Origin of the sequence: uncultured Rhodospira sp., assembly GCF_937138205.1 — a bacterium.
In the GTDB taxonomy this organism is placed as follows: domain Bacteria; phylum Pseudomonadota; class Alphaproteobacteria; order Rhodospirillales; family Rhodospirillaceae; genus Rhodospira.
This window is the reverse complement of sequence record NZ_CAKZOT010000089.1, coordinates 1-12,521: the sequence shown is the minus strand read 5'-3', so window position 1 is coordinate 12,521 and position 12,521 is coordinate 1. Positions and strand designations below refer to the sequence as shown.

Sequence of the window (12,521 nt, the reverse complement as noted above, 5' to 3'; positions counted from 1 at the left end):
CTGGTCAGGAGCGCGACCCCTATACGGACGGGAGACGCGGACGCACGCGCCCCCCTCGATCCTGGCCGGGAACGACCGTCATGGCCCGCTACATCGGTTTCCGAACGCTGCGTGCCTTGCTGACGATCTGGATCATCCTGACCGCCGTGTTCGTGGCGACCCGGATGACCGGTAATACCATCGACTTCCTGATTCCGGAAGGCACCGATCCGGAGTCCCGCGACGCGATGATCGAATACCTGGGCCTGAATCTGTCCCTGCTCGATCAGTACGCGATCTACGTCAAGAGCGTGTTTTCCGGTGATTTCGGCCTGAGTTTTTATGAGCGCCGGCCCGTCACCGACATGTACGCCGAGCGGCTGGGTCCCACGCTGGCGCTGTATGTCGCCGCCGTGCTGTTGGCGGCGGGGCTGGGTGTACCGCTGGGCATCGCCGCCGCGCTGAAGCGACGTTCGCCGCTGGGGCGGCTCATCGTCGCTGTCGCCTTCCTGGGCTACGCGGTCCCGAACTTCGTGCTCGCCATTCTGATGCTGTTGATCTTCAGCTATCTGTTGCATCTGCTGCCCAGCGCCGGCACCGGATCGCCCTGGCATCTGGTCATGCCCACGCTGGCGGTGTCCGCCGCGTTGCTGGCGGCGGTGGTGCGCTTCACGCGGAGCGCCATGCTGGACGTGCTGTCCGCCGACTACATGCGCACCGCGCGGGCCAAGGGTCTGGACGAGCGCGTGGTCGTGTTCAAGCACGGATTGCGCAACGCGCTGATTCCCGTGATCACCGTGCTGGGGCTTCAGGTCACCAACGTGATGGGGGCCGCCGTCATCATCGAGGCGGTGTTCGCCTGGCCGGGCATCGGCGAGTTGATCGTGCTGTCCACCATCGGGCGCGACTATCCGGCGTTGCAGTTCGGCGTGCTGATGTTCGCCGCCGTCGTTGTCCTGGTGAACCTGGCGGTGGACGTGCTGTACGCCCTTGCCGACCCCCGTATCCGGGTGGAGGCGTGACCATGGCCCGCCGCGTGGTCCCGACGCCCTCCGCCGCCACCGCCGCGCGCCTGCCCGACATCGGCGCCGACATGGACTATTCACTGGCTGGGCGACTGCGGTTGCTGTTGCGCCGGATGCCGCCGTCCATCCGGCTCTGTGCCGGGCTGGGCGTATTGCTGGTTCTGCTGGCGGTGTTCGCGGATGTGGTCGCGCCGTACGACCCGAACGCCCAATCCCTGTTGAAACGGCTGAAACCACCCCTGGGACTGGAGGGGGCCGCCGACAGCTTCGTTCTCGGCACCGACCAGTTGGGCCGCGACATGCTGTCGCGCTGCATCCACGGCCTGCAGGTCACGCTCGGACTGGCGTCCCTGGGCGCGATCATGAGCCTGACCGTGGGCGTGACCCTGGGCCTGACAGCCGGGCTCGCGCGGGGGGTCACGGAGTCCCTCATCATGGGTCTGGTGGACCTTCAGATCGCCGTCCCCTTCACGCTGGTGGCGCTGTTCATCATCGCGGTGGCGGGCACCGACCTGACGGTGCTGATCGCCGTTCTGGGCATCGCCTACTGGGAGCAGTACGGCCGCATCGTGCGCGGCCAGGTGCTGGCGGTACGGGAACTTCCGTTCATCGAAGCCTGCCGGGCCATGGGGGCCTCGCCCTGGCGGGTGGCCTGGCGGCACGTGCTGCCCAACATCGCGTCGCCGATCATCGTGCAGGTGACGCTGATCTTTTCCCAATTGGTGCTGCTGGAAAGCTCCCTGTCGTTCCTGGGACTGGGAGTCCAGCCGCCCACGGCCTCGCTCGGCGCCATGGTCGGGCAGGGCCGGGACTACATGGCCTCGGCGTGGTGGGTGGTGGCCTCGCCGGCGGCCCTGATCGTCCTGGTCGCCTTGATTGTCCTGCTTCTGGGCGACTGGCTGCGCGACACCCTGGACGTGAGGCTGAACTGACGCGGCCCAACCCGAAGACGTCGGCGCAACCGACCGCATCGGCACACCTGTTCCCCGATTCCCGTGAGACCCCGTGTTCGCGATCCACCATCCGGAGACTCTGACCATGCTGAAGACGTTTTGCCGTGCCACCGTGGCCGTTGCCGCCTTGATGAGCGGAGCCGCACAGGCCGATGCGCAGGAGTTGCGCGTGGCCGCCGCGAACCTCCGCGAGTACTTCGACCCCGGCAAGGATCACTCCAACGTCGGATCGATGCAGTACTACAACACCTTCGATACGCTGATCGAAAAGAACCACAACACGGTCGAGCCCGAGTACCTCCCCGGCCTGGCCGTCAGTTGGGAGATGATCGCGCCGACCTGCATGGAACTGAAACTGCGCGACGACGTGCTGTTCCAGAACGGCGATCCGATGACCGCCGACGATGTAGTCTTTTCGCTCAACCGCCTGTTTCATCCCAAGTTTCCGCCGTACATCACGCGCTCGAAGGAATACTTCGAGAACATGGACCGGGCCGAAAAAGTCGACGATTACACCGTGCGCATCTTCACCAAGCGTCCGGACCCGATCCTTGAGACCCTGTTGAATGTGCAGCAGGCCATGATCGTGCCGAAAGCCTACCTGATGGGCCTGACCGGCCACCCCGAGGTGGATGAGATCTCGGACTTCGAGGCGTTCGGTCTGGCCCCGGTCGGCACCGGCCCCTACGCGGTGGCCGAGATGGTCCCGGGCGAAAAGGTTGTGTGGGAGCGCTTTGACGACTTCTGGGGAGAGGCGCCCGACTTCGAGCGCATCGAACTGGTGCGCGTGCCGGAACTGTCGGCCCGCATCACCGCGCTGAAGAACGGTGAGGTGGACATCATCACCAACGTGCCGCCGGACCAGCTTGCGGTCATCGACAGCGATCCGAATACCAAGACCGTGGGGATGCTCACCCCGCTGTTCCATGTGGTTTTCTATAACGCCAACCACCCGAAAATGACCAAGCCGATCCGTCAGGCGCTCAATCTGGCCATTGATCGCGCGTTGCTCAGCGAAGCCCTTTGGAATGGCAAGGCGCACGTGCCCAACAGCCATACATATCCGCAGTACGGAGAATTGCACGATCCCGAGTTCACCATCTGGGACTACGACCCCGACAAGGCCCGCGCCCTGCTGGAGGAAGCCGGCTATGACGGCTTCGAGATCCGCTACGACACCCATCCGACCTACTACACAAACGGTCTGCTGGCCGCCCAGGCGATCCAGGAAATGTGGGCCGAGGTCGGCGTCACCATGAAACTGAACGTCGATGAGCGCTGGACCGGGTCCGATGAAGACATGATGGCCCGCAACTGGTCCAATCCGATGTACTTCCCGGATCCGGCGGGGTCCTACGGCACCATGTGGAGCCCGACCGGCGCCCGCATCGTCGCCGGCACGTGGTCGCCGAACGAGGAGTACAAGGAGATGTGGAACCGCTTCCGCTACTCCCTGGATCCGGCCGAGCGCCTGGACGCCTACAAGGACATCCAGGAATACGCCGCCGAGGAGGCGCCGTTCATCGTCATCTACCAGCCTTACGAGTCCTATGGCCTGCGCAAGGATGTCACTTGGGAGCCGCTGCCGGGGCATATTCCGTACGTGCTGGATTTCCGTCACGGCAACGTGAGCAAGGACTGACCCTCACCCGGAACCGGGCCGGCCTCCGCACGGGCTGGCCCGGCGCCGTCTCCGCCTCGCCCGCCGTGTTGCAATCAACCGTCCGGCCCAGGACCGTTCCGCCATGCCCGAACCCCTCAGACTGACTGTGGTCACCGACATTCACCACGGGGCCGACACGGGCGTGAAGATCGGCTCGCGCGCCCTGCCGTTTCTGGAACAGGTGATCCGGGAGGCCAACCGCGCAAGACCGGATCTGGTCTTGGATCTCGGCGACCGCATCTCCGACGTCGATCACGCCACTGACCGCCGGCTGATGGCCGGTGTGGCGGACGTGTTCGACGGTCTGGAGGTGCCGCGCGCCCACATCGTCGGCAATCATGACGTCGCGACCCTGAGCGTCGACGAAAACGCCCGCATCCTGGGACAGGACATGGGCCACCGGGTCATCGAGGCGAATGGCTGGCGCCTCGTGCTGTGGCAGGCGGACACCTTTATTCCCTACCCAGACCCGTTCCGTCCGCGTCCCTCCGACCTGACATGGCTGGCCGAGACTCTGGCCGCCGCAGAGACCCCGGCAATCGTGCTGACCCATGTTCCCCTGGGTGGAGGCTCGATGGCCGGCAACTACTATTTTGACTCCAACCCGCACATGGCGACCTACCCCGAGCACGCGGAGATCCGCCGGGTGATTGAGGACAGCCGCCACGTCGCCCTTTGCCTTGCCGGCCATGTCCACTGGAACAGCGTTCAGACCGTCGACGCCGTTCCCTACCTGACCGTGCAATCCCTGACCGAGAGCTTCACCACCCCGGGCCGGGCCTGCGGGGCCTGGGCCGACCTGGACATCCGCGCCGACCGTGTGCGCCTGCGCGTGGCCGGTCTGGATTCCCTGGACATGACGATCCCGCTCAGGGCGCCCGCGACCCGCTGGACGCCCCGGATGTCCGCCATGCCCCGGGCCCGGGACCGACGTGGCCGAACCGATGCGCCCCTGGACCTGAGGGATGTGTCGGGGCTGATCCTCGACCTGGACGGCGTGCTGTATCGCGGCGCGGAGGCAATCCCCAACGCCCCGGCCTTTCTGGACGCCCTGACCGCGCGCGGCCTGCCTTACGTGTTGCTGACCAACAACGCGCGCGCCACGGCGATCACCGCCGCGGCCAAACTCAAGGGCCTTGGAATGCCGGTGCCCGCCGAGAGAATCGTCACGGCCGGCTGGGCCACCTGTCGCGGCCTGGACGCGCGCGGACGGCATCGGGTGCGGGTTTTCGGACCCGCGACCCTGCACGCGGAAGCTCGGGCCGCCGGCCTGGATATTGATCCTGGTGCGCAAACCCCCGACGCGGTGTTGGTGGGCTACGACCCAGCATTGCGGGTGGGCGATCTGGCCGAGGCGGCCCGTCTGGTTCGCGCCGGAGCGGCGCTGGTGGCCACTAATCCGGACCCCACCATCCCGGGCGCGGACGGGTTGGACCCGGAGTGCGGCGCGCTGGTCGCATTCCTGGAGACCGCCACCGGCCGGCGCGCGGAAATCGGCGGCAAACCGTCGCGCGATATCGTCCACCACGCCCTGGAACGGCTTGGCCTGCCGGCGCACGGCGTGTTGATGGTCGGCGACACCCTTGAAACCGACATCGCCGGCGCTGCAGCGGCGGGACTCCGCTCGGTTCTGGTCGCAACGGGCAACACCGCCACGCTTGACGACATCGACGGCGCTTCCGTGCCCGCGCCAACAGCCTGCGTGGCTTCGCTGACCGACCTGCTGGATCGGCTCGGCCCGCCAACGGAAAGGATCGCGGGATGACCCAGGCCCTGCTCGACATTCACGATCTCTGGGTCGGCTTTTCGTCCGAGGCCGGCACGATCCATGGCACCCGGGGCGTGTCCCTGTCGGTGGACACGGGCGAAACCCTGGCCCTGGTGGGGGAGAGCGGTTCCGGCAAGTCGGTCACGGCGCTGGCCATCCTGGGGCTGGTCGAGCACGGCGGCGGGCGCATTGAGCGCGGCACACTGATGTTCCGGCGCCGCGACGGTGCCACGGTGGATCTGGCGACGGCGGCGGCGCGCACCCGCCGCGCCATTCGGGGCAACGAGATCGCCATGGTCTTCCAGGAACCCATGACCTCGCTGAACCCGGTGCTTCAGATCGGCGAGCAGATCGCCGAGGCCGTCCGCCTGCACCAGGGACTCGGACACCGCGCCGCTCGGGGCGTTGCCGAGGAGACCCTGGCGCGGGTCGGCATCCCGGAGCCCCGAAAGCGCCTGACCTCGTATCCGCACCTACTCTCCGGCGGTATGCGCCAGCGGGTGATGATTGCGATGGCGCTGTCGTGCCAGCCCTCGCTGCTGATCATGGACGAGCCCACGACCGCGCTGGATGTCACGATTCAGGCGCAAATCCTCGACTTGGTGCGCGATCTTCAGTCAGAGATCGGCATGGCGGTTCTGTTCATCACCCATGACCTGAGCGTGGTGGCAGAGGTGGCCGACGGTGTAGTGGTCATGTATGCCGGACAGGCGGTCGAGGAAGCCACCGTGGAGGACTTGTACGCAAACCCGCGGCACCCGTATACGGCAGCCCTGTTGCGCTCCATCCCCCGGCTGGATCGGCGGGCGGACGCGACACGCGCCCCTCTGTCGGCCATCCCAGGCGTGGTGCCCCATCCCCTGGCCATGCCGCCCGGCTGCGCCTTTGCGCCGCGCTGCGACGGTGCGGTTCCCGATCCTTGCGAACGCACCCGACCGAGCGCTGAGCCCGTCAATAGCTCGACCGGCCACACGGTTCGCTGTTTTCGGTGGTGCGATGGTGTGGCGGGAACCACTGCGCAAGCCCAACTGGGGGCGGCGGAATGACGGCGACGGCCCCATTTCTGGACGCACAGGGCCTGCGCACTTGGTTCCCCGTGCGCGGAACCCTGCGCCCGCGTGGCCTCGTCAAAGCCGTGGACGACGTCAGCCTGACCATCGCCCGGGGTGAGGTGCTGGGGTTGGTCGGGGAGAGCGGTTCGGGCAAGAGTACGCTCGGACGCTCGCTGATGCGTCTCGTGCAGCCGACCGCCGGCCGCGTGCTGGTCGAGGGCACCGACTTGCTGCGCCTGCCCCGCCATCGGCTGCGCCGCTGGCGCCGCCGTATGCAGGTCGTGTTCCAGGACCCCGATGCCTCCTTAAACCCTCGCATGACGGTCCATGACATCATCTCCGAACCGCTGGACGTCCATCGCCTGGGCAGCCGCGCCGAGCGTACGGAACGGGTCCTGGCCCTGATGGAGCGAGTCGGGTTGCGCCCGGAGCAGGCGCGACGCTACCCCCACGCCTTCTCCGGTGGGCAACGCCAACGCATCGGCATCGCCCGGTCGCTGGCCGTGGACCCCGACTTCATCTTCGCCGACGAGCCGGTGTCGGCCCTGGACGTTTCGGTTCAGGCCCAGGTCATCAACCTGCTGGTTGACCTTCAGCGCGACCTGAACCTGACCATGCTGTTCGTCTCGCACGACCTGTCGGTGGTGGAATACATCAGCGACCGTGTGGCGGTCATGTACCTGGGCCGCATCGTGGAAGTGGCTCCGGCGGCGGAACTGTACCGCTCGCCCCGCCACCCATACACCCAGGCGCTACTCTCCGCCGCCCCGGTTCCGGTCCCGCGCGCGCATCGGACATCGGCGAGCCGACGTCTTCGCCTAGTCGGGGAAATGCCCAGCCCCCTGGCACCACCATCGGGCTGTGTCTTCCGCACCCGGTGCCCCGTCGCACGCGCGGACTGCGCGGACGCGATCCCGTCCATGCGGACCATTGGCGCGGATCATGGTGTGGCTTGCCATGTGGCATGATCCTGACCGTCGGCCTGGGTGTGTTCGGCGCGCCGGAATCGGGTGTCGACTGGTCGGCTGCCTGACAGTGGTCGCCAAATAGGACCCCGTCGGCTCCTCGTAACACTCGCCGCCGCGCCGAGCGGGGTTTTCCTTGGCGCGCATCTGGCGTACGATTCCGGTCATGAGGGAGCCACCGAGGACCGACACGCATGGCGGTGTTGTGGCGTTCACGGCGGGGCAGGCGGCGCGCAGGACTGTGGCGAAGGCGAGATGCTCTCAAACGGTATTCTAAGTTGCGACATCATTTAGGTTTTACTCAATGCACCTGTTCAACCGAAAAACCATTAACCGCCAACTCAAGCCAGAAAATATTCCCAGCGAACACCTAGCTATACTAGAGTCCTGGTCAGATATGATACGTTCTGGCCGAATATATTCACACAACGAAACCGCCTTGCACGGCGAGTTTGCCAGCAAGATCGTTGAAGGCGTTCTTGGCTACCGTGGCCCCACGGCCGGGGCAAGCTACACGGTTTCGACGGAACAGGCGATCTTGCGGGGCAGCGTCGACCTCGCCCTTGGCCGGTTTGGTGGCAAGACGCCTGATATCGTGGCGCCATTTGAACTGAAAGGGGCGGACACGCGCGACCTTGATGCGATCATGCCAGGCCGGAGCAAGAGTCCGGTCCAACAGGCATGGGAATACGCCATAAAGGCGCGTGGCGTGAAATGGGTCCTGGTCTCCAACATGGTGGAGCTCCGGCTGTATGGTTTTGGCGAAGGAACCTCTGCCTACGAAACCTTCCGCCTGGAGCAGCTCACGGACCCCGAGCAGTACGCGCGGTTCATGCTTCTCTTGTCAGCGGAAAATCTGCTGTCGGATCGCACGCTGGACCTGCTGAGAGAAAGCCGACAAGAAGACAAGGACATCACAGACAGCCTTTACCAGGACTATAAGGCGCTACGCGGGCGGCTGATTGGGGCCATACAAGATGGGGACAAATCTATTGATCAATTAGATGCCATCGCCGTTGCGCAGAAAATTCTTGATAGAATACTGTTTATCGCTTTTGCCGAAGATACAGGTCTGTTGCCGAGCAATACGCTAAGCGATGCATTTTCTAACCGTGACCCCTACAACCCAAGGCCTGTTTGGGACAATTTCAAAGGGCTCTTTCGTGCGATTGACCTTGGTAGCGCCGGGTTGAACATTCCGCGCTACAATGGTGGTTTGTTCTATGCCGACGGCCAAATCGACTCGCTTTGTTTGCCTGATGAAATCTGCGAGGACTTTAAGAAAATCGGGTCCTATGATTTTGCCTCCGAGATTTCTGTCACGGTTCTCGGGCATATCTTCGAACAATCGATCACGGACGTTGAGCGCCTGCAGGCCGCCGCGCGCGGCGAAGAGGAAGAGACGGAAAGGGCCAGTGGTACAACCGGACGGCGCAGGCGGGACGGGGTCGTCTACACACCCGACTATATCGCGCGCTTCATCGTCGCCGAAACCCTGGGCAAATACCTGGAAGAGATCTTCCACGGCATCGTGCAAGACCATGCCAGGAGAGGCGCCGACCTTTCTAACTACGCCAATATCCCGTGGCGGAGAAAAACGGCCGAATTGGAAGCATGGCAAGCCTATCGCGAGCGCCTGAAAACGCTTCGGATTGTCGATCCCGCCTGCGGGTCCGGGGTCTTCCTTGTCATGGCGTTCGACTTCATGAAGGCCGAGTTGACCCGCGTGAATGACAAAATCAAGGACCTCTTGCCCAAGGCCGAGCATGTCGGCGATCTCCTCAACTACATACCCGACAGCGAGATCCTGGCGAACAACTTGTTTGGTGTCGACGTCAACAATGAGAGTGTCGAGATCACAAAACTTTCACTGTGGATCAAGACGGCGCGACGCGGAAAGGTGCTGGATAGTCTTTCGGGCAGTATAAATGTGGGCGACAGCTTAATTGAAGACAGCAATTTTGCGTACCTGAATCACCCGTTTACATGGGATTCGGCGTTTCCCGAGGTTTTCGCCGAAGGTGGGTTTGATGTCGTTCTGGGCAATCCGCCTTATGTACGAATGGAACATCTGAAGGCTCTAAAGCCGTATCTGGAAAAGCGATATGAAGTCGTTTCCGACCGAGCGGATCTGTACTGTTATTTCTACGAGCGTGGCCTGCGGCTGCTGAAAGACGGTGGGCGTTTGGGCTTCATTTCTTCAAGCACGTTCTTCAAGACGGGGTCGGGCAGGCCCTTGCGGGAATACCTGCTCCGCAAGGCCACCATCCAGGCGGTGGTGGATTTTGGTGACCTGCAGGTCTTTGAAGGTGTCACCACGTACCCGGCGATCCTGACCCTGAAACGTGGCGCGGCCCCGAAAGGGCATCATCTGCGGTTCTGGAAGGTGGACTCCCTGCCGGAGCACAATTTCCTCTCAACGTGGGAGGCCGCCGCCGGGCCGTATCCGCAAAGCGCGCTCGGGGGCGGGTCATGGGAACTTGAGAACCCGGACTTGCGCGTGCTTCGCGACAAGATCAGGACGGGGCGCAAGACCCTGAAGGACGTCTACGGGTCACCGCTACGCGGTGTTGTGACGGGGCTGAACGAGGCGTTCGTGATCGACACGCCGACCAAGGACCGCCTGTGCGCCGAAGACCCCAAGTCCGCCGACCTTCTGAAGCCCTTCCTGGAAGGAAAGGACCTGAAACGCTGGCGGGCCGAGCCGCGCGGGCTCTGGCTGATCTACACCCCGAAAAACCGGATCAGGATCGATGACTATCCCGCCATCCGGGATTGGCTGTTGCCGTTCAAGGAGAAGCTGGAGAAGCGAGCCACGAAACAGGAATGGTTCGAACTGCAACAGGCACAAGAGGCATACCGCCCGCATTTTGAGGGCACAAAAGTTCTTTATCCCGAATTCTGCGATGTACCGCAATTTCAGTTGGAAAATGGAAACTTCGCAAACAATAAATGTTACTTTGTTGGCTCTTCAGATGCATGGCTAGCTTCGTTTCTGAATTCGACAGTGGCATGGTTCACCATTACCGGCAACAGTGTTCCTGTTCGGGGAGGGTTCCATCAGATGCACTCCCAATTCGTGGAGCAAGCCGTACTACCCGATCTCAGCGAAGGAGAGATGACGAGGCTGGCCGAGCTGACTGATGCTTGCCAACGGGCAGCCAAGAAACGCCTTGAGCTTCAAACAGCACTCGCACGCCGCATCCCGGACCTCTGCCCACCCGATCGTGACCCGAAGCTGACGACCAAGCTCAAGGAATGGTGGACCCTGCCCGACTTCGCCGCCTTCCGGGCCGAGGTCAAGAAGGCGTTCAAGGCCGACATCCCTCTGGCCGAGCGCTCGGATTGGGAAGACTGGATCACCCGGGATCGAGCGGAGATCGCGCGGCTGACCGCCGACATTGCCCAGGCGGAAGCTCACATCAACAGCATTGTCTATGACCTGTTTGACCTGACGGAAGACGAAATCGCTCTACTGGAGGCCGCTGTTTGACGTGACCGCCCGCCCGATTGAGAAACGCGACCCCGACTTGGTCTTCCGGCCCGAGGACGCCGACATCGTCGCCCCGGATGAGGCCGATTTCTCGGGCACGGTGACGGCCGCCTTCTTCCTGGGCGACCGCACGCGCCTGATCCTGGCCGGACCGGGCGAGGCGCCGGTGGTGCTGGACACGCGCGAGCGCACCGCCTTCGATCATGGCCAGTCGGTGGCCGTCCGGGTGCGCCCTGACGCCCGCATGGATCCCGCTTCGATGGCCGAGGCGGGCACCGCCCCATGATCCTCGCCCAGTTGACCGATTTGCACATCAAGGCCGGCCGGCATCTCGCCTATGGCCGCGTGGACACGGCGGACTTTCTGGCCCGCGCCATCGACCACCTGAACGCCCTGCGACCGGCCGTGGACGCCGTCCTTCTGAGCGGCGACCTGACCGACGGAGGCACGCCGGAAGACAGCTCCGCCCTGCGGGACCTGCTCGGCGCCTTGCGCGCGCCGTGGCTTGCGGTTCCCGGAAACCATGACGACCGCGCCTCGTTGCGCGCGACCTTCCCCGAGGGCATCGACCGCCGGGCGGCCCCCGGCCCGTTCCTCCTGGTCGTCGAGGACCGCTTTCCGCTGCGTCTGATCGGCCTGGACACCACGGTGCCGGGGCAGCCGCACGGCCATCTCTGTGCCGAGCGTCTGGCGTGGCTGGACGCGCGCCTTGCCGAGGCCCCGGCCAAGCCGACCCTCATCTTCCAGCACCACCCCCCGTTCGAAACGGGATTGTGCCACATGGACGTCCAGAACCTGCGCACCGCCGACGCGCTGTTCGAGGTCCTGGCGCGTCATCCCCAGGTGCGGCATGTCGCCTGCGGCCACGTCCACCGCGCCGTCGAGACCACCATACGCGGCATCGGGGTCAGCATCGCGCCAAGCCCGGCCCACGCGGTGACGCTCGATTTCCACCCAGACGCCGCGCCGTCGTTCACCATGGACCCGCCCATGATCCGCCTGTTCCGGCTCGATCCGGCCGGCCTGCTGACATCGCACCTCAGCGCCGTGGGGCGGTTCGACGGCCCGCACCCTTTTTTTGCCCCTGACGGCGGGTTGATCGGGTGAGTAGCACCGCATCACCATTTGCCCCAGTGTCCGAACTGGACCGGCACATGACCGCATTGGGCCTTGGTCCGTCGAAGAGAGTGCGTTCCATACTCTTCGGGTCGGAGGCCAATGGCCGAAACCCACTCATCAACAAGGCGGGCATACTGCCGCGTACTGATGTGGTTCGCATGATCAACCCGGCTGGGGAAGGCAAAGTCGTCCACAGTTCCACCGCGCCGCCCGAGCCATGCAAGCAGACTCGCTCGGGCGTCAGCCATCAGCTCGAACTGCACCGGCGTCCCCGTTTTCTGTTGTATCACCATGCCCCGCGTTCGGATTTCCGGTCCGGCAACGAGCGTCCCGATCTTGATCTTCACGAGATCGCATCCCCGCAATTTGCTGTCGATGGCGAGGTCGAACAAAGCGCGATCCCGAAGGCGACCCTCCCGATCAAGAAAAAACCGGATTGCCCTTATTCCTACTGCGTCACAAACGCATCCTGATCATACTCAAGGGCTGGCATGGCGCGCTGAC

At 64.2% G+C, this 12,521-nt stretch carries 10 protein-coding genes; 9 read left to right on the top strand and 1 reads right to left on the bottom strand.

Annotated elements, in window-relative coordinates:
• Window positions 1-80: 80 nt before the first annotated feature.
• The 9 genes from Q0309_RS12450 (at window position 81) to Q0309_RS12410 (ending at window position 12,005) form a co-directional block, all read left to right on the top strand.
• The gene (locus tag Q0309_RS12450; RefSeq protein WP_299441361.1) at window positions 81-1,001 is read left to right on the top strand and encodes an ABC transporter permease; all 921 of its coding nucleotides are present in this window, start codon (window positions 81-83) and stop codon (window positions 999-1,001) included.
• A gap of 2 nt (window positions 1,002-1,003) precedes the next feature.
• On the top strand, window positions 1,004-1,936 hold the full coding sequence (locus Q0309_RS12445; RefSeq protein ID WP_299441358.1) for an ABC transporter permease: 933 nt from the start codon (window positions 1,004-1,006) through the stop codon (window positions 1,934-1,936).
• Window positions 1,937-2,042: 106 nt separating this feature from the next.
• On the top strand, window positions 2,043-3,599 hold the full coding sequence (locus tag Q0309_RS12440) for an ABC transporter substrate-binding protein (protein WP_299441355.1): 1,557 nt from the start codon (window positions 2,043-2,045) through the stop codon (window positions 3,597-3,599).
• Between the two features lie 103 nt (window positions 3,600-3,702).
• Window positions 3,703-5,385: an HAD-IIA family hydrolase gene (locus Q0309_RS12435; protein WP_299441352.1), complete on the top strand. Its 1,683-nt coding sequence runs from the start codon at window positions 3,703-3,705 to the stop codon at window positions 5,383-5,385.
• Entirely contained in the window at window positions 5,382-6,434 is a 1,053-nt protein-coding gene (locus Q0309_RS12430) for an ABC transporter ATP-binding protein (protein WP_299441349.1), read from the top strand. Before Q0309_RS12435 ends, Q0309_RS12430 begins: the two co-directional genes overlap by 4 nt.
• Window positions 6,431-7,408, top strand: a complete 978-nt coding sequence (locus Q0309_RS12425; protein WP_299441346.1) for an oligopeptide/dipeptide ABC transporter ATP-binding protein — start codon at window positions 6,431-6,433, stop codon at window positions 7,406-7,408. Before Q0309_RS12430 ends, Q0309_RS12425 begins: the two co-directional genes overlap by 4 nt.
• A 301-nt stretch (window positions 7,409-7,709) precedes the next feature.
• On the top strand, window positions 7,710-10,898 hold the full coding sequence (locus tag Q0309_RS12420) for a DNA methyltransferase (protein WP_299441343.1): 3,189 nt from the start codon (window positions 7,710-7,712) through the stop codon (window positions 10,896-10,898).
• Window position 10,899: 1 nt separating this feature from the next.
• Window positions 10,900-11,184 carry a TOBE domain-containing protein gene (locus Q0309_RS12415; protein WP_299441340.1) on the top strand — a complete coding sequence of 95 codons (285 nt, stop codon included), beginning with the start codon at window positions 10,900-10,902 and terminating at the stop codon, window positions 11,182-11,184.
• On the top strand, window positions 11,181-12,005 hold the full coding sequence (locus Q0309_RS12410; RefSeq protein WP_299441337.1) for a phosphodiesterase: 825 nt from the start codon (window positions 11,181-11,183) through the stop codon (window positions 12,003-12,005). The genes Q0309_RS12415 and Q0309_RS12410 overlap by 4 nt, the downstream gene beginning before the upstream one ends.
• Before the next feature lie 11 nt (window positions 12,006-12,016).
• On the opposite strand, the gene Q0309_RS12405 is transcribed toward Q0309_RS12410, so the two are convergent.
• On the bottom strand, window positions 12,017-12,382 hold the full coding sequence (locus Q0309_RS12405; protein ID WP_366940620.1) for a hypothetical protein: 366 nt from the start codon (window positions 12,380-12,382) through the stop codon (window positions 12,017-12,019).
• Window positions 12,383-12,521: the final 139 nt, after the last annotated feature.